The sequence below is a fragment of the Saccharopolyspora cebuensis genome, assembly GCF_039542665.1.
In the GTDB taxonomy this organism is placed as follows: domain Bacteria; phylum Actinomycetota; class Actinomycetes; order Mycobacteriales; family Pseudonocardiaceae; genus Saccharopolyspora; species Saccharopolyspora cebuensis.
This window is the reverse complement of record NZ_BAABII010000002.1, coordinates 178,471-202,644: the sequence shown is the minus strand read 5'-3', so window position 1 is coordinate 202,644 and position 24,174 is coordinate 178,471. Positions and strand designations below refer to the sequence as shown.

General features: G+C 73.7%; 19 protein-coding genes. 6 read left to right on the top strand and 13 right to left on the bottom strand.

Annotated elements, in window-relative coordinates:
• Positions 1-7: 7 nt before the first annotated feature.
• The gene (locus ABD976_RS02185; protein WP_345356191.1) at positions 8-244 is read left to right on the top strand and encodes a hypothetical protein; all 237 of its coding nucleotides are present in this window, start codon (positions 8-10) and stop codon (positions 242-244) included.
• Positions 245-501: 257 nt separating this feature from the next.
• Here ABD976_RS02185 and ychF read toward each other — a convergent pair whose 3' ends face one another.
• Entirely contained in the window at positions 502-1,581 is a 1,080-nt protein-coding gene (ychF, locus tag ABD976_RS02180; RefSeq protein WP_345356188.1) for a redox-regulated ATPase YchF, read from the bottom strand.
• Between the two features lie 119 nt (positions 1,582-1,700).
• A complete protein-coding gene (locus tag ABD976_RS02175; RefSeq protein ID WP_345356185.1) occupies positions 1,701-1,961 on the bottom strand; it encodes a hypothetical protein in 261 nt (86 codons plus the stop codon).
• 108 nt (positions 1,962-2,069) lie between these two features.
• Between ABD976_RS02175 and ABD976_RS02170 the strand changes: the two genes are divergently transcribed.
• A complete protein-coding gene (locus ABD976_RS02170) occupies positions 2,070-3,533 on the top strand; it encodes an AlkA N-terminal domain-containing protein (RefSeq protein WP_345356492.1) in 1,464 nt (487 codons plus the stop codon).
• Entirely contained in the window at positions 3,530-4,033 is a 504-nt protein-coding gene (locus ABD976_RS02165) for a methylated-DNA--[protein]-cysteine S-methyltransferase (protein ID WP_345356182.1), read from the top strand. The genes ABD976_RS02170 and ABD976_RS02165 overlap by 4 nt, the downstream gene beginning before the upstream one ends.
• A gap of 39 nt (positions 4,034-4,072) precedes the next feature.
• Here ABD976_RS02165 and ABD976_RS02160 read toward each other — a convergent pair whose 3' ends face one another.
• The 3 genes from ABD976_RS02160 to ABD976_RS02150 form a co-directional block, all read right to left on the bottom strand.
• Complete coding sequence (locus ABD976_RS02160; RefSeq protein WP_345356178.1) at positions 4,073-4,435, bottom strand: nuclear transport factor 2 family protein; 363 nt, start codon at positions 4,433-4,435, stop codon at positions 4,073-4,075.
• Positions 4,436-4,670: 235 nt separating this feature from the next.
• Complete coding sequence (locus tag ABD976_RS02155) at positions 4,671-7,613, bottom strand: AAA family ATPase (RefSeq protein WP_345356175.1); 2,943 nt, start codon at positions 7,611-7,613, stop codon at positions 4,671-4,673.
• Positions 7,610-8,788: an exonuclease SbcCD subunit D gene (locus ABD976_RS02150; protein WP_345356172.1), complete on the bottom strand. Its 1,179-nt coding sequence runs from the start codon at positions 8,786-8,788 to the stop codon at positions 7,610-7,612. The genes ABD976_RS02155 and ABD976_RS02150 overlap by 4 nt, the downstream gene beginning before the upstream one ends.
• Before the next feature lie 139 nt (positions 8,789-8,927).
• Between ABD976_RS02150 and ABD976_RS02145 the strand changes: the two genes are divergently transcribed.
• Positions 8,928-9,857 (top strand): DNA recombination protein RmuC, encoded by a 930-nt coding sequence (locus ABD976_RS02145; RefSeq protein WP_345356169.1) that lies wholly within the window; start codon positions 8,928-8,930, stop codon positions 9,855-9,857.
• Between the two features lie 264 nt (positions 9,858-10,121).
• Here ABD976_RS02145 and ABD976_RS02140 read toward each other — a convergent pair whose 3' ends face one another.
• From ABD976_RS02140 to ABD976_RS02130, 3 genes are all read right to left on the bottom strand, one after another.
• Positions 10,122-11,051, bottom strand: a complete 930-nt coding sequence (locus ABD976_RS02140) for an alpha/beta hydrolase fold domain-containing protein (protein ID WP_345356166.1) — start codon at positions 11,049-11,051, stop codon at positions 10,122-10,124.
• Between the two features lie 229 nt (positions 11,052-11,280).
• Positions 11,281-12,768, bottom strand: a complete 1,488-nt coding sequence (locus ABD976_RS02135) for an FGGY-family carbohydrate kinase (protein ID WP_345356163.1) — start codon at positions 12,766-12,768, stop codon at positions 11,281-11,283.
• Between the two features lie 36 nt (positions 12,769-12,804).
• Positions 12,805-14,220 carry an L-fucose/L-arabinose isomerase family protein gene (locus ABD976_RS02130; RefSeq protein ID WP_345356160.1) on the bottom strand — a complete coding sequence of 472 codons (1,416 nt, stop codon included), beginning with the start codon at positions 14,218-14,220 and terminating at the stop codon, positions 12,805-12,807.
• 194 nt (positions 14,221-14,414) lie between these two features.
• On the opposite strand from ABD976_RS02130, the gene ABD976_RS02125 reads away from it, so the two are divergent.
• Positions 14,415-15,407: a LacI family DNA-binding transcriptional regulator gene (locus ABD976_RS02125; RefSeq protein ID WP_345356157.1), complete on the top strand. Its 993-nt coding sequence runs from the start codon at positions 14,415-14,417 to the stop codon at positions 15,405-15,407.
• 34 nt (positions 15,408-15,441) lie between these two features.
• On the opposite strand, the gene ABD976_RS02120 is transcribed toward ABD976_RS02125, so the two are convergent.
• From ABD976_RS02120 to ABD976_RS02105, 4 genes are all read right to left on the bottom strand, one after another.
• A complete protein-coding gene (locus ABD976_RS02120; protein WP_345356154.1) occupies positions 15,442-17,889 on the bottom strand; it encodes a glycoside hydrolase family 172 protein in 2,448 nt (815 codons plus the stop codon).
• A 336-nt stretch (positions 17,890-18,225) separates the two neighbouring features.
• On the bottom strand, positions 18,226-19,230 hold the full coding sequence (locus ABD976_RS02115; protein ID WP_345356151.1) for a substrate-binding domain-containing protein: 1,005 nt from the start codon (positions 19,228-19,230) through the stop codon (positions 18,226-18,228).
• 20 nt (positions 19,231-19,250) lie between these two features.
• Positions 19,251-20,279 (bottom strand): ABC transporter permease, encoded by a 1,029-nt coding sequence (locus ABD976_RS02110; RefSeq protein WP_345356149.1) that lies wholly within the window; start codon positions 20,277-20,279, stop codon positions 19,251-19,253.
• Positions 20,276-21,841: a sugar ABC transporter ATP-binding protein gene (locus ABD976_RS02105; protein WP_345356147.1), complete on the bottom strand. Its 1,566-nt coding sequence runs from the start codon at positions 21,839-21,841 to the stop codon at positions 20,276-20,278. The genes ABD976_RS02110 and ABD976_RS02105 overlap by 4 nt, the downstream gene beginning before the upstream one ends.
• A gap of 321 nt (positions 21,842-22,162) precedes the next feature.
• Here ABD976_RS02105 and ABD976_RS02100 point away from each other — a divergent pair, with 321 nt between their 5' ends.
• Entirely contained in the window at positions 22,163-23,053 is an 891-nt protein-coding gene (locus ABD976_RS02100) for a DUF6542 domain-containing protein (protein ID WP_345356145.1), read from the top strand.
• Between the two features lie 71 nt (positions 23,054-23,124).
• Here the strand turns inward: ABD976_RS02100 and ABD976_RS02095 are convergent, their stop codons facing one another.
• Positions 23,125-24,141, bottom strand: coding sequence for a 4-hydroxy-3-methylbut-2-enyl diphosphate reductase (locus ABD976_RS02095; RefSeq protein WP_345356142.1), 1,017 nt, complete (start codon positions 24,139-24,141; stop codon positions 23,125-23,127).
• Positions 24,142-24,174 lie beyond the last annotated feature (33 nt).

The window sequence follows — 24,174 nt, the reverse complement described above, 5'->3', positions numbered from 1 at the left end:
TACGAGCGTGCGCATCACGCGGGACGAACTGCACCGCTTGGTGGACGAGGTGCCTCCGGAGGAGCTGGAACAGGTCGGTGAGTACCTGCGGCACCTGGTTGGCCGTCGCCGTGGCTCGGGCCAGGCGCGGCCGCGTCGGGCGTTCCGCTTCGCGGGTCTGGGGCAGGCTCCGCCCGGCACCGGCGGCCCGGCCGAAGAGATCGCTCGGGACGAACTCGGTGGTCGTGGCAGTACCGCCGAGTGATCGTCGTCGAACTGGTCCGATCATGGCCGACCGCGGAGACGGAGCACCAGCGCTGCTGGGTGCCGGCCCTGCTGCTACCTGAACCGCTGCTCGGCGAGGTCCGCGTCCTGCTGAGGACGCGCTCGGTCCACCGCACCGTCGGGGGACGTGCCCGCGGTGGCGATGTCGCGGCAGCCGCCAAGATCGGCCCTCGGTGCTGGGCGGGTCCGGAGCTGCTGCCGAACGCCGGTCACCGCCGAAGCGGTGACCGGCCCGGATCAGACGTTGAAGCGGAAATCCACGATGTCGCCGTCGGACATGACGTAGTCCTTGCCCTCCATGCGGACCTTGCCCGCCGACTTGGCGTCGGCCATCGAGCCCGCGGTGACGAGGTCGTCGTAGGAGATGATCTCCGCCTTGATGAAGCCGCGCTCGAAGTCGGTGTGGATGACGCCCGCGGCCTGCGGGGCGGTCCAGCCCTGGCGGATCGTCCAGGCGCGGGCCTCCTTCGGCCCGGCCGTGAGGTAGGTCTGCAGGCCGAGGGTGTGGAACCCGGCGCGGGCCAGCGCGGCGAGCCCGGGCTCGGTCTGGCCGATGGACTCCAGCAGCTCGGCGGCGGACTCCGCGTCGAGCTCCACCAGCTCGGCCTCGACCTTGGCGTCGAGGAACACCGCGTCGGCCGGGGCGACCAGCTCGCGCAGCTGCGCGCGCCGGGACTCGTCGGTGAGCACGCCCTCATCGGCGTTGAACACGTAGAGGAACGGCTTGGTGGTGAGCAGGTTCAGCTCGCGCAGCTCGGGGTCGTCCTTGCCGATCCCGGCGGCGAACAGCGTCCGGCCCTCGTCGAGGATCTCCTTGGCCCGCTGCGCGGCCTCCAGCGCGGGGCGGCGGTCCTTGTGGGTGCGGGCTTCCTTCTCCAGCCGGGGCAGCGCCTTCTCCAGCGTCTGCATGTCGGCGATGATCAGCTCGGTGTTGATCGTCTCGATGTCGCTGGACGGATCGATCCGGCCGTCGACGTGCACCACGTCGGGGTCGTCGAAGACCCGGATGACCTGGCAGATCGCATCCGCCTCGCGGATGTTGGCGAGGAACTTGTTGCCCAGGCCCTGCCCCTCGGAGGCACCCTTGACCAGGCCCGCGATGTCGACGAACGACACGGTGGCGGGCACCGTCTTCGCCGAGTCGAACATCTCGGCGAGCCGGTCCAGCCGCGGGTCCGGCAGCGGCACCACGCCCACGTTGGGTTCGATGGTCGCGAACGGGTAGTTCGCCGCGAGCGCTTCGTTGCTGGTCAAGGCGTTGAACAAGGTGGACTTGCCGACGTTGGGCAGTCCGACGATTCCGAGGGTGAGGCTCACACCCCGAGTCTAGGTGCTGGCCCGAGCCCCTCCCGGGCCCGGTCGCACCGGCCCCGCCGGGACATGGGTGAGGGGCACCCCCATCCGGCCATGTCGAATGAAGGTGCCCCCCACCTGGTTCAGTCGTCCTGGCCGCCGCCGTCGTCCTGGCGGTCGTCGTCGTTGTCCTGCTGGTCGTTGCGGTCGTCCTGCTGGCCGCCGTCGTCGTCCGGCGCGTTCGGCGGTGGTTGCTCCTGGTCCTGCCGCTGTTCCTGCTCCTGCTCCTGGTCCTCGGGCGGCGGAGCCGGGTCGTTGCACCCGGCCGTGAGGGTCACCGCGAACGCGGCCGCCGCGATGCCTCCCGCGATTCGGAATCCGCGTGCCTTCCTGATCAGGGTCATACCGAGACGATAGGGACGAACGGCCGCCGCCGCACTACCAGGTGACGCCGCACGATGTCCGATACCCGCTAGAACCGGGCCGGGGGCGCTGGCAGCATCGATGTCGTGATGGTGGGAATCGAGGAAGCGTACCGGGCGGTGAGCGCCCGGGACCCGCGCTTCGACGGCTGGTTCGTGCACGCGGTGCGCAGCACGGGCATCTACTGCCGCCCCTCCTGCCCCGCCCGCACCCCCAAGCGCGCGAACAGCGCCTTCTACCCCACGGCCGCCGCCGCGCAGGGCGCCGGGTTCCGCGCCTGCCTGCGCTGCCTGCCCGACGCCGTGCCGGGGTCCCCGGAGTGGGACCTGAGGGCCGACCTGGCCGGCCGCGCGATGCGGCTGATCGACGACGGCGCGGTCGACCGGGACGGCGTGGCCGGGCTCGCCGCCGCGCTGGGCTACTCGCCGCGCCACCTCACCCGGGTGCTGACCGCCGAACTCGGCGCCGGACCGCTCGGCCTGGCCCGCGCGCACCGGGCGCACTCCGCCCGCGTCCTGATCGAGACCACGCCGGTGCCGTTCGGCGACGTCGCGTTCGCCGCCGGGTTCGCCAGCCTGCGGCAGTTCAACGAGACGATCCGCGAGGTCTTCGCCACCACGCCCACCCTGATGCGGGCCCGCGCGCAACGCCGCGGCGGCCCACCGCCCGCTCCCGGCGCGATCCGGCTGCGGCTGCCGTTCCGGGCGCCCTACGACGCCGCCGGTGTGCTGGCGTTCCTCGGGGCGCGCGCCGTCGCCGGGCTGGAGGACGTCGGGCCCGGGCACTACGCGCGGGCGCTGCGGCTCCCGCACGGCACCGGCACCGCGACGCTGCGGCCCGAGGCCGACCACGTGTCCTGCACGCTGCGGCTGTCCGACCTGCGCGACCTCGGCAGCGCGGTGTCCCGGCTGCGCGGGCTGCTGGACCTGGACGCCGACCCGGTGGCGGTGGCCGAGGTGCTCGGCGCCGATCCGCTGCTGGCCCCGCAGCTCGCCCGGCATCCCGGGGTGCGGGTGCCGGGCAGCGTCGACCCGACCGAGATGCTGGTCCGGGCGGTGCTCGGCCAGCAGGTCTCGGTCGCCGCCGCGCGCACCATCACCGAACGGCTGGTCGCCGCGCTCGGCGAACCGCTCGCCGAACCGGACGGGGCGGTGACCGCCCTGTTCCCCACCCCGGCGGCGCTGGCCGAGCACGCCCGCGACGTACTGCCCGGTCCGCGCCGCCGGGCCGAGGCGGTCCGCGCGATCGGCGAAGCCCTCGGCGGCGGGCTCGCGGTGCACCCGGGTCGCGATCACGACGAGCTGCGCCGGGACCTGCTGGCGCTGCCCGGGGTCGGGCCGTGGACCGCCGACTACGTCCTGCTGCGGGTGCTCGGAGCACCCGACGTGCTGCTCGACGGCGACCTCGCGCTGCGTCGCGGCGCCGCGGCGCTGGGGCTCCCGGACGAACCCGCCGCCCTCGGCGACCGCGCCCGGCGGTGGCGGCCCTGGCGCTCCTACGCCGGGATGCTGCTGTGGACGGCGACCGCGCCACGAATCGGAGGAACGACATGATCACCTGGTCCACCACCGGAACCCCCGCGGGGCCGTTCACCGCCGTCGTCGACGGCGACGGGGCGGTGCTGGCCTCCGGCTGGACCGACCGGCTCGACGCCCTGCTGCCGCAGGTCTCCCCCGCGCTGCGCGGGGACTGCACCGAGGTCGCCGACCTCGGTCCGGTGACCCGCGCCGTGCACGCCTACCACGACGGCGAGATCGGGGCGGTCGACGGAGTCCCGGTCCGGCAGCGCTCCGGCGCGTTCCTGGAGCACGCCTGGGACGTGCTGCGCGAGGTGCGCGCCGGGGAGCCGGTCAGCTACGCCGAATTCGCCGCGCTGGCCGGACGTCCGGCCGCCGTGCGGGCCGCCGCGTCGGCCTGCGCCCGCAACGCCGCCGCGCTGTTCGTGCCCTGCCACCGGGTGCTGCGCACCGACGGTTCGCTCGGCGGCTTCCGCTGGGGCCTCGACGTCAAGCGCTGGCTCCTCGCCCACGAGACCCATCCGGGACGTGAGTGAGGGGCACCCTTGCCCAACATACTTGGACAAGGGTGCCCCTCACTCAGTTCCCGTTCGGGTGACGACGGTGCCTTGGTGGAAGCGGACCTGCCAGCCGTCGGGGGTCCGCTGCCAGAGGGTCGCCCGCTGGGTGAGCCGGTCGCCCTGGCGCAGCGCGTAGGTGAGCAGGTGCAGGCCCGGCGCCAGTTCGCGGCGGCGGAAGTCGTCGGTCTCCCAGCGCTCCGGCACCGGGTTCCGGAACCGCTCGGCCAGCACCGCGATCACGTGCTCCCGGGAGTACGTCCGGCCGGAGGCGCCGATCTCCCGGAAGTCCGGCGCGATCATCGCCTCCACCTCGGGCAGCGTCGTGCCCCGGTGGAACAGCGGCTCCAGTTCGGCGAGTTCGGCGAGCACGGGGTCCATCCCGCAGTGGTAGCACGCGGAACTCCCGATCGGCGCGGGATTTTCGGCCGCCGCGACGTGGTGGTACCGGAAGCGCCGCCGATGCCGAGGACGCCTCACGCCCGGCGTCCACACCGCGTCGTCACCCGTACGGGACGTGAGTGAGGGGCACCCTTGCCCAACATACTCGGACAAGGGTGCCCCTCACTCAGTTCCCGTTCGGGTGGCTCGTCGCCTGGGCGGTCGGGGAGGGCGCTCAGGTCTGGAGTTCGAGGGTGGATCCGGTGCGGGACTTGCGGACCCGGAGGCGGACGCCGATGCGCTGGCGCATCTCCTCGACGTGCGAGACGAGGCCGACGACGCGGCCTCCGGCGCGCAGCTCGTCGAGGGTGTCCATCACCAGGTCGAGGGTGTCGGCGTCGAGGGTGCCGAAGCCCTCGTCGATGAACAGCGTGTCCAGCAGCACGCCACCGGATTCGGCCGCTACCACGTCGGCCAGTCCCAGCGCCAGCGACAGCGAGGCCAGGAACGACTCGCCGCCGGAGAGCGTCTTGGCCGGGCGGACCTTGCCGGAGTAGTCGTCGAGCACGTCGAGGCCGAGCCCGCCCCGGGTGCCGCGCGCCCCGGCCGCGTCCGAGTGCACGAACGAGTAGCGCCCGCCGCTCATCCGCTGCAACCGGCGGGTCGCGGTGATGGCGACCTCCTCCAGCCGCGCGGCCAGCACGTAGGAGCGCAGCGACATCCGGCGCCGGTTCTGGCCGCGCCCGTTGACCACGTCGGTGAGCGCGTCGAGCTCGCGGTAGGCGGTCTCGACGGGTTCGAGCCGGGTCCACGCCTCGCGCAGCAGCTCGCCGAGCCGGGTGATGTCGGCGTGCTGCTGCTCGGCGCGGTGGGCCCGGGCCGCGGCGTCCTCGGCGGCGGTGCGCGCGGTGGCCGCGGTCCCGGCGGCGCCGTCCACGTCGACCTCGGTGTCGGCCTCGACCCCGAACAGCTCCGGATCGGCCAGGGCGGCGCGGGCCCCGGCGGCGCGCTCGGCCACCCCGTCGAGGAACTCGGCGAGCGCGGCCATCCGGTCCTCGTCGCGGCGCGCGGCCAGCGCGGTGTCCACGTCGTCGAACCCGGCCGCGGTAGCGGCGGCGGTGAGCGCGTCGCGCTGCTCGGCGACCCGCTGCTCGGCCTCGGCGTGGGCGGTGCGGGCGGTGACCAGCCCGTCCAGCGCGGCGGCGGTGTCCAGCAGCGCCGCGCGGTGCTGCTCGATGCCGTCGTGCTCGCCGCGCGCCGCGCGCAGCCGTTCCTCGCGGTCGGCGATGGTCGCGCTCAGGGCGTCCCGCTCGGCGCGGCGCCGCGCCAGCCGGGTGCGCAGCTCGCCGAGCTCGCCGGTGAGCCGTTCGGACTCGGCTTCGAGGTCGGCCAGCGCGCGCTCCCGCTCCGGCAGCGCGGCGACCAGGTCGCGCAGCGCGGCGTGCTCGGCGGTGCGCTCGTCGACCTCGGCGGCCAGCCGCTCCTCGGTGTGCTCGCCGAGGCGTTCGGCGAGCCGGTCGTGGTGCTGGCGGGCCTGGTGCAGCGCGGTGGCCAGCTCGTCGCGGTGCGCGGCGGCGCGCTGCTCGGCCTGCCGCGCGCGGTCCTCGTCCTCGGCGCCGACGGCATCGGCGACCGGTTCGGCGGGGGCCGGGTGCTCGGCCGCCCCGCACACCGGGCACGGCCCGTCGGCCAGCCCCGCGGCGAGTTCGGCGGCCATCCCGGCGAGCCGCCGCTCCCGGAGTTCCTGCGCCCGGTCGCGGGCCCGCTGGTGCTCGTCCACGGCCTGCTGCGCGCGGTCCTCGGCGGTGCGCAACGCCCGCCGCGCGGCCGGGAGTTCCCGCGCGGTCCGCAGCAGCGCGTCCAGCTCGACCAGCCGGGTGGCCAGCGGGTCCAGCTTCGGCTGCGCCTGCCTGGCCTCGTCGACGGCGGCGCGGGCGGCGGTGATCCGCTCCGGGAGCGCGGCCTGCCGGTCGAGGAGTCCGGCTTCGGTCTTCTCGTCCTCGGTGGAGCCGCGCTCCAGCGCGGCCAGCGCGGCGCGGTCGGATTCCTGCTGCCGCGCCTCGGGGAGGAGCTGGGCGAGCGCCCCGGCGCGCTCGCGGGCGTGCCCGGCCCGCTCGCGCAGCTCCGCCACCGGGTCGTCGGGGCCGGTGCACCGCGCGGCGGCCTCGCGGAGCCCTCCGGCGGCCTCCTCGAACCGGGATTCGGCGCGCCGCAACGCCGTTCGCGCCGCGAGCACCGGTTCCGCGCGGTGCGCGGCGTCCTGCTCGGCCCGGCGCGCCTCGACGTCCGCCGCCTGGTCGTCCACTTCGGACAGCACCGCGCGGGCGTCCCGCACCCGGCGCACCTTGTCGGCGAGCCCGCGGCGCTCGGCCAGCACCGCCTCGGCCGCGTCGCGTTCGCGGCGCAGCCGGGAGTGCTCGGCGCGGGCGTCCTCCAGCTCGCGGACCGCCTGCTTCTGCGCCGATTCCAGCCAGTTGCGGTCGTCGTCGTCCACCGGCTCGTGCCCGACGACCTGCGCCAGCCGCGCCCGCAGGTCCCGCACCCGCAACGACTGCTGCTCCAGCTCGCGGTGGCGTTCCCGGCGGCGCTCGACGAACCAGCGCTCCACCTCGCCGAAGCGCTGGGTGCCGAACAGCTTCTCCAGCAGCTTCTCCCGCTCCCCGGTGTCGGCCCGGAGGAACTTCGCGAAATCGCCCTGCGGCAGCATGACGACCTGGGTGAACTGCACCGCGGTCATCCCGAGCAGGCGCTCGACCGTGCGGGCCACCTCGTCGATGCGGGTGAGCCCGTCCGGGGACTCGCCGGTCGGCGCCCCCGAGACCCAGGTCAACGACGCCTTGGCCTGCTGGGTGGTGAAGCCTTCGCCGCGCTTCTTCGGCCGCTGGTACTCGGGGCTGCGCACCAGCCGCAGGCGCTGGCCCTGCACCGTGAGCTCCAGCTCGACCTCGGTGGGCGTGCCGGGATCGGCGGTGTCGCAGCGCAACCGCTTGGCGTCGTCGCGGACCCCGGGCACCTGGCCGTAGAGGGCGAACGCGATGGCGTCGAGCAGCGTGGTCTTGCCCGCGCCGGTGTCGCCGTGCAGCAGGAACAACCCGTCGGCGCCCAGCGCGTCGAAGTCCACCACCTGCTCGTCGGGATACGGGCCGAAGCCGCTCAGGCGCAGCGAGTGCAGCCTCATCGGGCCACCTCCGCGCTGCTCGCGGTGCGCAGCGCCTCGGCGAGCAGCGCGCGTTCCCCGTCGCCAGGATCGCTGCCCCGGCAGTCCGCGACGAAACCCGCCGCGAGCTCGTGGTCGTCCCGGCCCCGGGTGATCTCGGCGTAGCGGAGTTCGGCGGTGGCCCGGCCGCCCGCCGGCTTCCACTCCAGGTGCACCGCGTGCGGGAAGCGCTCCTGCAGGCGGCGCATCGGGTCCAGCGGGCGGACCTCGTCGGTCAGCGTCACCGACAGGTAGTGGTCGGTCACCGCGTCGTGCTCGGGCGCGTCGAGCAGCGCCGCCAGCTCGCCCTCGATCGCGGCCAGCGGGCGCGGCACCGGCAGCTCGCGGCGCCGCACCTCGGCGAGCCCGTCGGCGTCGAGGTCCACCAGCCAGACCGATTTCCGGTGCGCCGCCTCGGAGAACGAGTAGGCCAGCGGGCTGCCGGAGTAGCGCAGGTGCTCGGCGAGCCGCTGCGCCCCGTGCAGGTGACCCAGCGCCGCGTAGTCGACGCCGTCGAACACCGCGCCGGGCACCTGCTCCACCCCGCCGACGGCGATGGTGCGCTCCGAATCGCTGCCCGTCCCACCGGTGACGAAGGCGTGCGCGAGCACCACGGACCGCGCGCCGGGTCGGGTGGCGAGGTCGGCGCGCACCCGGTTCATCGCCTCGGTGAGCACGCCGGTGTGCCCGCGCGGGACCTCCGCGCAGGCGCCGGGCACGTCGGTGCGGGCCCGCAACGCCTGGCGGGCCGGATCGGGTTCCAGGTACGGGATGCCGTAGAAGGCCACCGGACCGTGCTCGTCGTCGAGCAGCACCGGTTCGTGCAGCTCGGTGGGGCTGGTGCGCAGGTGCAGGCCGCCCGCCGCCGCGAACTCGCCGAAGGCGCCGACCCGCGCCGCCGAGTCGTGGTTGCCCGAGGTGATCACCAGCCGCGCCCCGGCCCGGCGGATCGCCGAGAGCACCCGCACGCAGGTCTGCACCGCTTCCCCGGAGGGCACCGCGCGGTCGTAGAGGTCCCCGGCCACGACCACCACGTCGACGCGCTCCTCGACGACCAGGTCGGCCAGCCCGGTCAGGACTGCCTCCTGATCTCCGAGCAGGTCACGTCCGTGGAAGGTCCGGCCCACGTGCCAGTCGGAGGTGTGCAGCACCCGCATTCCGGTCACGCTAGCGAGGACCGGAGATCACCAGGTCGACCCCCCGCGTGTCGGGCGCGGCGATCACGCGCGGTGCGCCGCGCGATCACGGGCAGTACCGGATTCCCCCGCGCCGCAGCGGATCGGCCATCATGGTGCGGTGGGTACCGGGCTGCTGATCGCCGTCGTCGTCGTGCTCGTGCTGCTGTGCGCCGGAGCGCTGCTGCTGCTCTGGCGGCTCTACACCGACAGCGCGCGACGCGCCGACGACGCGCTGCGCATGGTGGAGGCCGAGCGCTCCCGCGGCGCCGCGCAGCAGGCCGCGCTGCGCCGCTACGAAGTCGCGTTCGCCTCGATCACCGGGCGCGGTGAGCTCGGCGAGCAGGTGCTGGTGGAGACCGCGCGGTCGCTGGGGCTGCGCGAAGGCGTCCACTTCACGCTCCAGACCGACCTCGCGGGCGGCGGGGCGGCCCGACCGGACCTGGTGCTGTCGGTCGGCGGCGGGCGGCAGGTGCCGGTCGACGCCAAGGCGAGCCTGGCGGTGTGGGCCGAGGCGGTCGAGACCGACGACCCCGCCGAGCGCGCCGACGCGCTGCGCGTCCACGTGCGCAACATCCGCTCCCGCGCGACCGAGCTCGCGGGCAAGGGCTACCAGCGGTGGGCCGACGCGATCTACGGGACGATCATGTTCGTGCCCTCCGACGCCGCCGTCGTCTCCGCCTTGGACACCGACCCGCAACTGCTGTCCTGGCTGCTGGACAAGCGCGTCTTCCTGTGCGGCCCCACCGGATTCGCGGTGCTGGCCTCGGCGGCCCTGTTCGCCGCCACCGAGCGCACCCTGGCCGAGGACATCGAGCAGGTCCGGGCGCAGGCGGTGCGGGCCCAGCGCGCGGCCGGGGGCGCGGTGGAGGCGGTGAACCTCTCCAGCACCCACCTCCAGCGCTTCGTCTCCGCCCGGCGGCGCGAACTCGACGCGCTGGAGACGTTCCGCAACGCGGTGCAGCCGCTGGCCGAGACGGCGGGGAGTGGGTCGGTGGGGGCAGTAAGAAGAGAAGACGACGCAGCGCTTCCGGAGCCTCAGCAGTCTTAAGTAGTCGTGGTCATGTTGCGTGGCGGTGCCGGTAGCGGAACCTCAGCGGCCTTCTCGCTCCGGGCGCCCTTCCTCATGTACCAACCACGTACACAGCGTCAGGGCGTCCTCGCGAGAAGACCGCTGAGAACCCGCGGCGGTGCAAGCTGCTTAGGTGGGGCAAGGCGGAAGCGGCTTCGCCGCTTGCCTGACGGCGGTTGCGGGTGGCGCGTGCGTGGGCTGGAAGCGGCTTCGCCGCTTCGGCGCTTTGGTTCGGGTGGCCGGTCAGACGTGGGTTTCGACGAAGGCGATGAGGGCGTCCACCGCGAGTTCGGCCTGGCGTCCGCGGCCGAATCCGTGGTCGACGCCCTCGTAGGGGTGGAGCTGGACGGTGGTGCCGCGGCGGCGGAGTTCGGCGGCGAAGTCGAGGCTCTGCTCCAGCGGCACCAGGGAATCGGCGGTGCCCTGCTGGATCAGGAACGGCGGCTCGGCACCGGAGACGCCCTCGATCGGGCTGGCCGCCGCCGCGCGCTCGGGGCATTCCGCGGGCAGGCAGCCGAGCAGCCGCACGATCACCTTCTCGGCGTAGGGCGTCAGCTCGGTGTACTTCGCCTGCGCCTCGGCGCTGAGGTCGGTCGGCCCGAACCAGTCCAGCACCGCGCGGATCCCGGTCAGCCCGCCGCCCGGCGCCGCCGGATCATCGGTCGCCACCCCGAGCTGCGCGACGAGGTGACCGCCCGCCGACGCGCCCCACAGCGCCACCCGGTCCGGGTCCAGCCCCCACCGGTCGGCGTTGCGCTGCAACCAGCGCACCGCATCGCTGACGTCGACCACCTGCGCCGGGGCGGGGGCGACCGTGGTCAGCCGGTAGTCCACGGTGGCCACCGCGTACCCGCGCGCCAGCAACTGTTCGGCGGCCAGCGCCTCGGCGGTGCGCCGATCGGCGTCGAGGGTGCGCTCGCCCGCGTCCCAGCCGCCGCCGTGCGCGTAGACCACCAGCGGCACCGGTTCGCCGCTCGCCTCGGGCAGGAAGAGGTCCAGCGCCAGCGGACCGGAGTCGCGCTCGGCGTAGACGGCACCGCGCACGACCTCGGCGGCACCGAGGTCCGCGGCGGCGGTGCGCGGGGCCGGGACGTCGGCGCTCGACGCGCGGGAGCACCCGGTGGCGACCAGCACGGCCAGCCCGGCGCACAGCGCCACCAACCGCCTCAGCACCACAGCACTCCCCGACCCGAACTTCACCCGATCAAGTGAGCTTAACAAGATCAGGATCAGCCCCGGCACGGTTTCGGCACGCCCGCCCGCAGCGGGCCGACCGGCGAAGCGCGGAGGCCCGACGCTCCCGTCACCCGTCCGTGAACTGAGTGAGGGGCACCCTTGTCCAAGTAACTTGGGCAAGGGTGCCCCTCACCTCGTCAACGCCGTCTGAAACGACTGAGGGGCGTCAGTCTGCGGCGTGTTGTTCGGCTGCCAGGAAGTGCGCCGTCCTGGCGGTGGCCTCGTAGAGGTCGCGGTAGTGCTCGTAGAACCGCTCGTAGCGCTCGCTGCGCTCCGGGTCGGGGCGCACCACCGAGGTCACCGGGTTCCAGCCGTCCGGGTCGATGGCGCTGCCGGTGGCGACCCCGGCCAGCAGCGCGTCGCCGTAGGCGGCACCGACCGTCTCCGCCGGGATCTGCTGCTCCCGCCCGGCGATGTCGGTGACGATCTGCGTCCACAGGCCGCCCTGGGTGCCGCCGCCGACGGCGACCAGCCGTTCCGCCGCGCCGCCCGCCTCGGCCATCGCCTCCAGGTTGTGCCGGACGCCGAAGCCGATGCCCTCCAGCGCCGCCCGGTACAGCTCGGCCCGGCCGTGCGCGGTGGTCAGCCCGGCCAGCACGCCGCGGGCGTCCGGGTCGAAGATCGGCGTCCGCTCCCCGGCGAAGTACGGCAGCAGCAGGAGCCCGCGGCTGCCCGCCGGAACCTCGCCCGCATCGGCGACGAGCCGCGCGAAGTCGCCGTCGAACAACCCGCGCAGCCACTCGGTGACCGCGCCGGAGGTGGCCATCCCGGCGGCCAGCGTGTAGGTGTCCGGGAACGCCCCGCAGGTGCCCCACAGCGCCGGGTGCGGCCGGGGATCGGTGAGCACCTGGACGAAGAACATCGTGGTGCCGTACATCAGCATCACGTCGCCGGGCGCCCGGACGCCGACGCTGGTGGCCTCGGCCCAGGCGTCGATGGTGCCCGCGGTGACCGGCAGCCCCTCCGGCAGCCCGGTCTCGGCCGCCGCCTCGGCACCGACCCGGCCGACCACCTCCGTGGACCAGACCAGCTCCGGCAGCGGCAGGTCGGGGGCGACCTCCGGCGCCCACTTCGCCGACCAGGTCCGCTCGTGCAGGTCGTAGAGCGGATCGCACTGGCTGGCCGAGTGGTGGTCCAGCACGTACCGGCCGGTGAGCCGGTGCACCAGGTAGGAGCTGCACATCAGCAGCATCTCGGTGCGCCGGTAGACGTCCGGCTCGCGCTCGGCCAGCCAGCGGATCTTCGGGCCGACGGCCTGGCTGGTCAGCGCCGAACCACCGCGCCGCAGGATCTCCTCGGCGCCGAGCTCCTCGTTCAGCGCGTCGATCTGGGCGGTGGCGCGGGTGTCCACCCCGTAGAGGACGGCCGGCCGCAGCGGGTTCCCCGCGCCGTCGGCGGGCAGCAGCACCGGGCCGATGCCGCTGACGCCCAGCCCGGCCAGCTGCCGGCCCTCCGCGGCGGGCAGCAGTTCCCGCACCAGCGCGACGAAATCCGCCCACCACACCGACTCGGCGTCGTGCTCGACCCAGCCGGGATGCGGGTAGGAGGTCTCGTGCGGTCGGCTCGCCCGGGCGATGATCCGGCCGTCCGCGGCGACCAGCACCCCCTTCGAGCTCGACGTCCCGATGTCGATGCCGAGCAGCACCTGGTCCATCCGCCCCGCCTCCTCGTCGTCGTCGCGGACAGCTTTTCAGCCCCGGGTCCACTCGTCGAGGCGGATGTCGAGCAGATCCGCGACCGCCCGCAGCGCCTCGCGGTGATCGCCCGGCACGGCGTGGATGTGGTTCGCGCCGAACTTCGACAGGAACAGCTCGCCGGGTGCGTCCAGCCGGGCGAACGCGTGCGGCCACTCCGGGGTGGACTGGTCGACGAGCTCCTGGTTGGTCGCCGCGTCGTAGCTCTCGAAGTCGCCGAGCATGAGCTGGAGCCGGTAGCGCCCGTCCTCGCGGGTGAGCCGTCCCAGCGTCATCCGCCCGGGCGCGGCGATGTGCTGCACCGAGGCACCGCCCGCCGGGAAGAAGAACACCTCCGGGTAGAAGTTGACCTTCGCCAGGTTCTCCGCCGGGTCGTCGCTGCGCGCGGCGTACCAGGTGGCGTGCTGGCCGGAGTTGCACAGGTCCCAGATGTCGCGGTCGGCGTGGTAGTGCCGGACGTCGGCGAACAGCACCGGGGTGCGCGCCACCGACTTGAACAGCTGCATGGTCAGCGCGCCGTCCATGTCGGCCTCGGTGGCGCAGACGTGCGGTTCCTTCGGGCCGTTCCAGTCGTAGGGGTCGTTGAGGAACGCCTCGGTGACGTCCATCGTCGCGAAGTTCTCGGTGAGCTCGGGCTGCGCCTTGATCCCGGAGAAGTCCAGGTTCCGCTCCGCGATGATGTCCCGGATCGCCAGGTAGGAGCGGATCTGGCGCTCCAGCAGCTCCGGGGTGAGCTTCGCGCCGTCGTAGTGCACCCCGGCGGCGTGCCGCTCGATCCACTCGCGGGCCGCCCGGGCCTCCGCGGCGTCGGCCTTCTCGGCGCGCAGCACCAGTTCGTACTGGTCGATCTCCTCGACGTCGATGCCGAAGGTGCGCATCCACTGGTCGGTGTTGGCCACGGCGGTGTTCATGCCCATCGGGCGACCGCCGAAGCGCCCGAAGGTGGACCCGCGCAGCGCCGAGACGGCCGCGGCCGCGGTGGCCCGCGCCCCGATCCGCCGGGCCAGCTCGGCGTCGTCGGGGGCGCCCCAGGCGCGGACGTGGCTGCGCCCGATCTGGTCCAGCGCGCCGCCCGCGGCCAGCATCCCGACCAGCCCGGGTTCGGTGGGGTCGGTGGAGGCCACCAGCACCAGCGGGCTCCGGGTGGCGTCGGCGGCGAGCATGGTGAAGTGCGGGAACGCCCAGACCGCGTAGTACAGGACGGTGACGTCCACGTCGGCGGCGGCGACCTCCCGCGCCACCGAGGTCGCCAGGTCGTTGGTGGCGACCAGTTCGCGGCCCACCACCACGTCGTGCCCGGCGGACCGCAGCGAGGCCACGAGTCCGTCCTGCTTGGACTGGATGAAGGACGCGTTGCGCGCGTGCACGTGGTCTCGACCGTCGGAAATGCTGATGACACCGATGCGGGCCACGGTTCCTCCCTGGATCTGCGACAGACGGCGTTGGCTGCTGGGGACGTCCGCGGCGTGCTCGAGGCCGGCTCGCCGCAGTCGTGGAGACGCCACGACGGGAGTATGAGCAATCGTTTTCCCGGACGCTATTCTGGTCTGGCGTGGAGTGTCAAGGCGGGCGGGCCGCGATCACGCGGCCAGCGGAGGAGGACAACGTGGCCACCATCAGCGATGTCGCGCACCGCGCGGGGGTGTCGACCGCGACCGTGTCCCGCGCGCTCAACGGCAAGAGCACGGTGGACCCGGAACTGGCGGCGCGGGTGCAGTCCGCCGCGGCCGAGCTCGGCTACCGCCCCAACGGACCGGCCCGCAACCTGCGCAAGCAGGCCACCGCGGTGCTCGCGCTGATCATCTCCGACGTGGAGAACCCGTTCTTCACCGCGGTCGCGCGGGGCGTGGAGGACGTCGCGCACGCCGCCGGGTACTCGCTGGTGCTGTGCAACTCCGACGACGAGCCGGCCAAGGAGCGCGAGTACATCGACGTGGCGCTCCAGGAGCGGGTGGCGGGCATCCTGCTCACCCCGACCGGGGACGCCGACAGCGCCGAGCTGCTCGCCCGGTACGCGCTGCCGGTGGTCGCCGTGGACCGGCCGCTGCCCGACTCGACGGGGGACGCGGTGCTGGTGGACAGCAGGCGGGCCGCCGAGCAGGCCGTGCTGCACCTGGCCGAGCAGGGCTACCGCCGGATCGGCTGCCTCACCGGTCCGCGCGGCGTGCTCACCGCCGACGACCGGCTCGCCGGTTACCGGGACGGGCTGCGCGCCGCCGGGCTGGGCGGGTCCGACGAACTGGTGCGGCGTTCGGAGTTCCGGGCGACCGGAGCCGAGGCCGCGGCCCGCTCGCTGCTGGCCGAGGCGGCGCCGGACGCGCTGCTGGTGGCCAACAACGCGATGGCCGTGGGCGTGCTGGCGGCGCTGGCCGAGCTGGGTCGGCGGCCGGGACGCGACGTCGGCGTGGTCGCCTTCGACGACGCGCCGTGGACCACGCTGATCGACCCGCCGCTGACCGTCGTGGCCCAGCCCGCCTACGACATGGGCGCGCTGGCCGCCCGGCTGCTGCTGGACCGGATCGCGGGCGCCCGCGGCGAGGTCTCCACCAGCACGCTGTCCGCGCACCTGGTGCCGCGCGGGAGCAGCACGCGGGGGTGAGCGCCGGTCGGCGCCCACCCCCGCGATCAGGCGGTCAGCGATCGCGCCACCCGAGCTGCTCGCGGATCGCCTCCGGCATCCACCGGTCGGCGTCCTCCGGCACCTGCGGCCCCGGACCCGGGGTCGGCGCGGTACCGGACTGCGGCTCGGCCGCCGGCCGCTCGGTCGAGGACCCCTGCTCCGACGGCACCGGCTCGGACGGGACCTGGCCAGATGGCACCGGCTCCGACGGGCGCTGCTCCGGCGGGACCTGCCCCGAGGGGACCGGCTCCGACGGGGCCTGCGGCGGGATCGGCGACTCCGGTGCGGGCGGCGCGGGGTCCGGCACCCGCTGCGCCGGGAACCCGCCGTACCAGTAGGCCGTGGAGCTGTAGATCCCCGGCTCGTCGTTGCCCGGCCCGTGCTCGATGCCCGCCCGCAGCGCGGTGCGGAACGGCACGGCGTCGTTGACCAGCAGCCGGTAGGTGCCGGTGCAGTCGTACTGGCAGCCGTCGTTGGCCATCTCGTGCGACGGGTTGCCGATCAGCGGCATCGAGAACGTGGTGCCGAACCGGAAGTACCAGCCCGACTCGTAGAAGTCCTCGGTGCCGGTGCCGTGCCAGGCCGGCTCGGACGCGCCGTCGACGTAGAACCGCTCGTCGCCCTCCAGGTAGTTGCGCTGGTTGGCGGCGCGGGGCTGCGCGAGCGCACCGGGCCGCTCGTCCGACAGCGGCTGGCTCGTCTGGGCGGTGGCGTTCGGCGGGATCAGCCCGCGCATGCTGTGCGTGACCCCGTAGAAGGTGCCCGCCCCGGTGGCGTCCAGGAAGTTCCAGTCCTGCCCGGGCACGGTCCGGCCGTGGTGGTGCGTGGCGTGGAAGTAGCCGGTGTCCGGGCCGACCTGCGTCGGCGCGCTGGTGACCTCGACGGTGGCGCCCTGGATCGGAACATCGCTGCCGTTGACGATCTCGACGGTCGCGCCCTGGCGGAACGGCATCGGCCACCAGGAGGTGTACCAGCCGTCCATGCCGGGGTCGATGGAGCTCATCAGGCTGCGCACGTCGTGCTCGCCGAGCCCGGAACCGAAGAACTCCCCGATCGGCGCGTCCACGGTCGTGCGGCCGTCGAAGCTGATCCGCAGCCGGGCGCCTTCGAGCACCGCGTCGGAGGCGGTGACGTCGCGCTGCGCGGTCGGGTAGCGCCCGACCAGCTTGGTGCGCTCGAACACCCGGTTGTCGATCCGGTAGCCGTGCGCGGCCTGCTCACCGGGGTGCGAGGGGCCGAGGTCGAGCACGTCGGTGCGCTCCCACTCGCCGCCGACCCGGCTGTGCACGTCGTAGCGGAACTCGTTGACGTCCACCGCCGCCGAGACGAACCGGTTGTCGATGGTCACCTCGGACTTGCCCGCGGTGATCGTGCCGGGCACCTCGATGATCTCCACGCCCCAGCGGCCCGGGGCCGCCGCGCCGCTGCGCCACTGGCCGACGTGCACGCCGTCCACCCGCACGTCCGCGACCTGGTTGGCGACCTGCGGGTCGAAGCGGCGGATCAGCCGGATGCCGTCGTTGGCCGGGTCCACCCGCATCCGGAACGAGCTGCCGCCGCCGGGGCCGTAGGCGTAGCCGTCGTCGACGACCTGCGGGCTGGCCACCACCTGCGGCAGCCGCACCCGGAGCTGGTCGATCGCGGCGGGCCCGGTCAGCTCGGCGACGGTGGTCGAGGCACCGGGCGCGAGGTCGAAGTCGCGCCGGACCGGCACGGACCCCGGGGCCGCCGGCTTCGGGTCCGAGACGCCGAAGGCGCGCAGCCGGTCGAGCACGTCGCGCGCCGGATCGCCCGGGTCGAAGGTCTGCACGCCGCTGGCGTCCGGGAAGGTCCGGTAGCCGACGTGGTAGAAGTACGGGTTGTTCTGCACGGTCACCCGCATGGACTCGCGGTAGGGCATCGGCACCTTGATCACCGCGCCGCCCGCGGTGTCGTCGGCGTTGCCGACCAGCGGCCAGGCGAACGGCGCCCCGAGCCGACCGCTGACCACGTCGACCAGCGGTGCGTCCAGCACGACCCGGCCGTCCAGCTCGATGATGATGTTGCCGGTCGCGGTGACGTCGCCGAGCGGTTCGCGGGTGAACCAGATCGACGAGATCTCCCCGGCCCCGGTGTGCTCGGCGATCACGCAGCCCTGGCCGGACTGCCGCAGGCACGAGTAGGTGCCGTTGAAGCCGTCGTCGTTGCCGCCGGTGCGGTCGTAGCTGGAGAACTGCAACGACTCCTCACCGGTGCGCGACCGGGCCAGGCCGTCGAGGTCCCGGTAGGTCTCCCAGCCGACCGGGCCGCGGGCGCGTTCGGCCGCGACGTCGCCCGGCGGTTCGGCGGGCTGCCCGTGGGCCGGACCCGCGGTGATGAGGCCGACGGCGAGCGCCGCGACCCCCGCTCCCGCGCCGAACCGGCGCCACGGAATTCGGCGTCTCCGGTGCGATGGACCGCGCCGATCACCATTCCTGAGCATCGATGCTCGCCTCCCTGCGCACACCACTCGCCGCTGCGGTCGGGGAATTCATTCCGACAGCGGTTCACGATTACAATTCCGATTTCGCGATCACATCGCGTGGAGAAACCGACTCGATGTTCGCAGGCGAAAATGTGAAGAGTCGGCACTCCGAGCCGTTCGGGCGTGTCGTGCGATTTGACGGGTTCACCTGATCAGATGGTCACCGAAATTCCCGGCCTCGACTACCCCCATCCAGGTGGCGTTGCGGTGGCACTCGAGTCCACTTCGGATTATTCGCGCGCAGCGGTGCGGGCGGCCCCGGCCGGAATGCCGGGGCCGCCCGCGTCGTCCGGATCAGCCCTCGTTCAGCCGGGCGTAGACCGCCGCGGCGTTGTCCTTCGTGATCAGCTCGGTGGGCAGGGTCTGCGTCTTGGGCACCTCGGTGCAGTCGATCAGCAGCGCCTTCGCGGCGGCGACCGCTTCCTCACCGCCGGTCGGGTACAGGTTCGTCGCGTCCAGCCGGCCGGCCTCCACGGCCTTGATGCCGCCGGAGGGGATCGGCAGCCCGTCGATGCCGACGAACATCAGGTCGTCGCGGCCCGCCGCCTGCGCCGCCAGGAAGGCACCTTCGGCCATCGGGTCGTTGTGCGCGTACACCGCCCGCACGTCGGGGTGGGACTTCAGCAGCGCGTCCGCCTTCTCCTGCGCCACCGAGCGCTCCCACTCCCCGTCCGCGGTGGCGACGATCTCGATTCCGGAGCCCTGGATTCCCCGCCGGAAGCCGTCGGCGCGCTCCTTGGCCGGAGTGGATCCGGAAAGTCCCTGGATTTCGAGGATCTTCCCGCCTTCCGGCAGCAACGTCCGGGCGAAGTGCTCACCGGCCTGCCTCCCGATCGCGACGTTGTCGGCTCCGATGTAGGTGGTGTAGGCGTCACCTTCGATCTTGCGGTCCAGCAGGATCACCGGCACGCCCCGGTTGTAGGCCTTGGTGACCACATCGGTCAGCGGCGCGGCCTCGTTGGGCGAGATCATCAGCAGGTCCACCTGCTTGGTCAGGAAGTTCTCCACGTCCGTGACCTGCTTGGAGTTGTCCTTGGCCGCGTCGGCGAATTCCACTTCGAACTGCGGGACCTCCGCCGCCGCCTTCCGGATGTCCTCGTCCATCCGCACCCGGTACGGCTCGGCGAGGTTGGCCTGGCTCATGCCGATGGTGTACTGCCGGTCCGGACCCCCGCAGTGCGCGGACTGGTCCTGCGGCTGCGCCTGCCCGGTGTTCTCGCTGGTCGTGCCGCACCCGGCCGCGCCGAGAGCCGCGACGGCGCACCCGATGGCGAACAATGACCTCGTCGTCTTGCGCATGGTGCATCCCTTCCCAGTCGCTACGGCGCGGGCCGCAACCGCTGCAGCGCCGCCGCCGCGACGATCACCAGCCCCTTGATGAGCAGTTGCAGATCGGTGTTCACGCTGTTGAGGCTCAGGATGTTGTTGAGGATGCCCAGCAGCAGCGCCCCGGCGATGGTGCCGATCACCGATCCCCGGCCGCCCGCCAGGCTCGTCCCGCCGACCACGACGGCGGCGATGCCGTCGAGCTCGTAGGCGATCCCGTCGTTGGGGCTGCCCGCGTTGAGCTGCCCGGCGTGCACGATCCCCGCCAGCGCGGCGCAGAACCCGGCGATGCCGAACGCGATGATCTTCGTCCGGTTCACCGGCACGCCGGACAGCCGCGCCGCCTTCTCGTTGCCGCCGATGGCGTACAGGTGCCGGGAGAACGCGCTGCCCCGCAGGAACAGCACCGCGGCCACCGCGACGGCCAGGAAGATCAGCGCCGGGATCGGCACCACCCCGCCGAAGGTGCGCTCGCCCAGCAGCGAGAACAGCATCGGCGCCTGCCCCGGACCCTCGCCGTAGGAGATCTGCACCGTCTCGCCGCCGGACCACATCCGGGCCAGCCCCCGGGCGATCTGCAGCCCGGCCAGCGTGACGATGAACGCCTGCACCCCCAGCAGCGCGACCGCGGTGCCCTGCAACAGCCCGAACACGATCCCGACCGCCAGCACCAGCACCACCGCGCCGAACACGCCGACGCCGTCGTGGACCATGAGCACCGCCGAGCCGACCGCGGCCAGCCCGAGCACCGAGCCCACCGACAGGTCGATGCCGCCGATCAGGATCACGAAGGTCAGGCCGATCGCGATGATCCCGATCTCCGAGACCGCGCGCACGATGTTGAACAGGTTGTCGCTGGTGAGGAACAGGACCTGCCCCTCGTCGCCGCGCGGCGAGAACACGATCGCGGCCAGGAAGACCGCCACCAGCCCGAAGAAGCTCTGGAACCGGAACAGCGTCTCGGCGACGCCCGGCCGCCTCGGTGGGCCCCCGGTGCGGGGTTCTTCGACGACGTCGCTCATGGCGCACCTCCGCTCCCGACCACCGGGCCCGGATCGTCCGGGTGCACCGGCTCCCCCATCGCCGCCGCCAGCAGGTCGGCCTCGCCGACCTCGGCGGTGTCGAACTCCGCGACGCTGCGCCCGGCGCGCAGCACCACCACGCGCCGGCAGAGGCCGACGAGCTCGGGCAGCTCGGAGGAGGCCAGCAGCACGCCGATGCCGCGCGCCGCGATCTCCCGGAGCAGCTCGTAGATCTCCGCCTTGGCACCGATGTCCACGCCGCGCGTCGGATCGTCGAGCAGCAGCAGCCCGGGTTCGGTGAGCAGCATCCGGCCGAACACGACCTTCTGCTGGTTCCCGCCGGACAGCGTGCCCACCGGATCGGCGATGTGGCCGAGCTTGACCTTGAGCCGCCGCACGGTCCGCTCGGTGGCTTCCACCTCGGCGCGGCGCCGGACCAGCCCGGCCATCCCCAGCTCGCCGAGGATCGACAGCACCGCGTTGGCCCGCACCGAATGGCCCAGCACCAGCCCGGAGGTCCGGCGGTCCTCGGGCACGAAGGCGATGCCCTGGCGCAACGCCCGGCGCGGACCCCCAGACCGCACCGGACGTCCCGACAGGGTCGCCGTCCCGTGCCACCGCCCGGGCGGACCGGCGCCGAACAGCGCTTCGAGCAGCTCGGTGCGCCCGCTGCCGAGCAGACCGCAGAGCCCGACGATCTCCCCGGCGCGCACGGTCAGGTCGACCCCCGCCGGTTCGCGGCGGCCGACCCGCGGGCGGCGCGGGGTGATCCCGAACCCGGCCAGCTCCAGCAGCACCGGCCCCGGCTCCGGGTGCTCGGCCTCCAGCAGGGCCGGCACCGAGCGCCCGACCATCGCCTCGGCGGCCTGGGCGGCGGTCAGCTCCCGGGCGGCGAACTCGGCGACCACCCGGCCGTTGCGCAGCACCGTGGCCCGGTCGGCGACCCGGCCGATCTCGTCCATCCGGTGCGAGATGTAGACGATGCCGGTGCCCGCGCGCCGCAGTTCGGCGATCACCCCGAACAACCGGGTCACCTCGGCGTTGGACAGCGCGGAGGTCGGCTCGTCCATGATGAGCACCCGGGCGTCCAGGGCGAGCGCGCGGGCGATGGTGACCAGCTGCTGCTCGCCGACGCGCAGACCGCCGACCGGGCGCTGCGGGTCGATGTCGATGCCGGTGCGCCGCAGCAGCTCCCGGGTGCGCGCGGCCATCAGCCTGCGGTCCACCACCCCGTAGCCGGTGCGCGGCTCGCGGCCGAGGTAGAGGTTCTCGGCGACGGTGAGCCCGGGGACGAGGTCGAGCTCCTGGTGGATCATCGCGATCCCGGCGCGCTGCGCGTCGACCGGCTTGGCGAAGGAGACCGGGCGGCCGCCGACGGTGATCGTCCCGGAGTGGTCGGTGACGTCCCCCGAGAGGACCTTCATCAGGGTCGACTTGCCCGCGCCGTTCTCGCCGAGCAGCGCGTGCACCTCGCCGGACGCCACCGAGAGGTCCACGTCGTCGCAGGCCAGGACGCCGCCGTAGCGCTTGGTGATGCCGCCCATCTCGACCAGTGCGCTCATCAGGCCTCCCGTCCCGCTGCCGCGAGAAAACGATTGCCCGGACGCTAGGACGGGTGGCCGTCCTGTGTCAAGGCTCACATCCCGGGCTCCAGTGAAGCGGCATCCGGCCGGCCGCACCAATCGAAGGGGCGATCCGCCGTCGCCCGAAGTGCCCGGAATTCACCCGCTCCGGACGCCGAAGTTCCGGAGAGGTGGCTCGGCCTCCGGTCCAGACCGTTACCGTGGGAACCTGTGACCGCTACCCGCGAGAGCCGAAGCGCCCCTCACCCCGGCCACGGCGCGCCCCGCTGGTCGGCACGCTCCGCCTTCGGCACCAGAGGAATGCCGCTGTGGGGGGCCGTGCTCGTCCCCGTCGGAGCGACCGCCCTCGGGACGCTGCTGGACGTCCTGATCTGGTCCAAGCCCGGGCTGCTGTTCAACACCCTGTTCGTCGTGGGGAGCCTCACCGCGGTCGCGATGGTGCGGCGCCGGGGCGTGTTCGGGCCGATGGTGCAGGCGCCGCTGGTGCTCGTGCTGGTGATGCCGATCGTCATGCTGCTGGTCGGCTCGGGCGGAAGCGGCGGGCTGACCGGGATGGCGCTGGCGGTGGTGAACCCGCTCATCAGCAGTTTCCCGATCATGGCCAGCACCACCGCCATCGCCCTGGGTATCGGACTCGTTCGCATGTTCGTTACAGAGCGGGAGTCCGCGCGCGAACCCGCCGAGATCGCCGAAAGCGACGCGGAGACCAAGAAGCGGCGCAAGCCCGCGAAGCGCCGCGACGACAGCGGCGAGGAAAGCCCGCGCCGGCGCGACCCGGACGCCCGACCCGCCAAGGCCCGCGCCGAACGCCCGCAGCGGGGCGAGCGGTCGGCCAAAGGCGAGCGGCCCGCCAAAGGCGAGCGCGCCGCCAAGCCGGACCGGTCCTCCCGGGAACGCGCCCGCCCGGCCGAGGCCGAGCGCGGGCGCTCCCCGCAGGGGCGCTCGCGCGGCGAGTCCCGCGCCGCCGAGGAGCGCCCGCGCCGCGCCCAGCCCGGTCGCGGGCAGCCCGAGCGCGGCAAGCCGGAGCGCGCGCAACCGGAACGCGGTCGCCCCGAACGCCCCCAGCCCGAGCGCGGCAGGCCCGCCCCGGGACGCGGCGCGCCGCCGAGGCAGACGCCCGGCCGCCCCCGCCCGCCCGAATCGGACCCGCGCCAGCCCCGCCGACCGCGCCGCGACGGCCCGCAAGGCTGACCCGGGACGACGAACGGCCCCGCGACCGCAGCCGGTCGCGGGGCCGTCGACGTCTCGCGGCGAGCTCGGCGTCAGCGCACGCCCTTGGGGTTGCGCGGGTTCTCGTCCAGGTCCTTGCGCAGCTCGCGGGGCAGCGCGAAGGTGACCTTCTCGTTGGCCGTGGTGACCTCGTCCACGTGCTCCCAGCCGCGCTCGGCGAGGAAGTCGAGCACCTGGAACACCAGCACGTCCGGCACCGACGCGCCGCTGGTCACCCCGACGGTGCCGACGCCGTCGAGCCACGCCGGGTCGACCTGGTCGGCGTAGTCGACCAGGTACGAGGCCGTCGCGCCCGCCTGCAGCGCCACCTCCACCAGCCGCTTGGAGTTCGACGAGTTCTGCGAGCCGACCACGATCACCAGGTCGCACTCGGCGGCCATCGCCTTGACCGCGTCCTGCCGGTTCGAGGTGGCGTAGCAGATGTCGTCGCTGGGCGGCGCCTGCAAGTCGGGGAACCGGCCCTTGAGCTGGTCCACCCGCTCCATCGTCTCGTCCACGCTGAGCGTGGTCTGGGACAGCCACACGACCTTGTTCGGGTCGCGGACCTCGACCTTGTCGACGTCCTCGGGCTTGTCGACGAGCTGCACCCGCTCCGGCGCCTCGCCCGCGGTGCCCTCGACCTCCTCGTGGCCCTCGTGGCCGATCAGCAGGATGTCGTAGTCGTCCCGGGCGAACCGGTTGACCTCCTTGTGGACCTTGGTCACCAGCGGGCAGGTCGCGTCGATGGTGCGCAGGTTGCGCCGCTGCGCCTCCTCGTGCACCGCGGGCGAGACCCCGTGCGCGGAGAAGACGACCATCGCGCCCTCCGGCACCTCGTCGGTCTCGTCCACGAAGATCACGCCGCGCTCGCGCAGCGTCTCGACGACGTGCTTGTTGTGCACGATCTCCTTGCGCACGTAGATCGGTGCGCCGTAGGTCTCCAGGGCCTTCTCCACGGTGATCACCGCGCGATCGACACCAGCGCAGTACCCGCGCGGCTTGGCCAGCAGGACCCGCTTGGTCGGCTGGGTTCCCTGATCGGCGTCGGTGGCCTGGGGCGAGGTCGTCATGGCATCCAGGGTACGGACCACGCCGGTTCCGGT

What these genes read in the sequence shown, in the direction of transcription:
- ABD976_RS02135 (WP_345356163.1), bottom strand. Translation starts at nt 12,768, where the DNA reads ATGGACCAGGTGCTGCTCGGCATCGACATCGGGACGTCGAGCTCGAAG.
- ABD976_RS02155 (WP_345356175.1), bottom strand. Translation starts at nt 7,613, where the DNA reads ATGAGGCTGCACTCGCTGCGCCTGAGCGGCTTCGGCCCGTATCCCGAC.
- ABD976_RS02110 (WP_345356149.1), bottom strand. Translation starts at nt 20,279, where the DNA reads ATGAGCGACGTCGTCGAAGAACCCCGCACCGGGGGCCCACCGAGGCGG.
- ABD976_RS02115 (WP_345356151.1), bottom strand. Translation starts at nt 19,230, where the DNA reads ATGCGCAAGACGACGAGGTCATTGTTCGCCATCGGGTGCGCCGTCGCG.
- ABD976_RS02160 (WP_345356178.1), bottom strand. Translation starts at nt 4,435, where the DNA reads ATGGACCCCGTGCTCGCCGAACTCGCCGAACTGGAGCCGCTGTTCCAC.
- ABD976_RS02165 (WP_345356182.1), top strand. Translation starts at nt 3,530, where the DNA reads ATGATCACCTGGTCCACCACCGGAACCCCCGCGGGGCCGTTCACCGCC.
- ABD976_RS02105 (WP_345356147.1), bottom strand. Translation starts at nt 21,841, where the DNA reads ATGAGCGCACTGGTCGAGATGGGCGGCATCACCAAGCGCTACGGCGGC.
- ABD976_RS02095 (WP_345356142.1), bottom strand. Translation starts at nt 24,141, where the DNA reads ATGACGACCTCGCCCCAGGCCACCGACGCCGATCAGGGAACCCAGCCG.
- ABD976_RS02150 (WP_345356172.1), bottom strand. Translation starts at nt 8,788, where the DNA reads ATGCGGGTGCTGCACACCTCCGACTGGCACGTGGGCCGGACCTTCCAC.
- ABD976_RS02120 (WP_345356154.1), bottom strand. Translation starts at nt 17,889, where the DNA reads ATGCTCAGGAATGGTGATCGGCGCGGTCCATCGCACCGGAGACGCCGA.
- ABD976_RS02170 (WP_345356492.1), top strand. Translation starts at nt 2,070, where the DNA reads ATGGTGGGAATCGAGGAAGCGTACCGGGCGGTGAGCGCCCGGGACCCG.
- ABD976_RS02100 (WP_345356145.1), top strand. Translation starts at nt 22,163, where the DNA reads ATGCCGCTGTGGGGGGCCGTGCTCGTCCCCGTCGGAGCGACCGCCCTC.
- ABD976_RS02175 (WP_345356185.1), bottom strand. Translation starts at nt 1,961, where the DNA reads ATGACCCTGATCAGGAAGGCACGCGGATTCCGAATCGCGGGAGGCATC.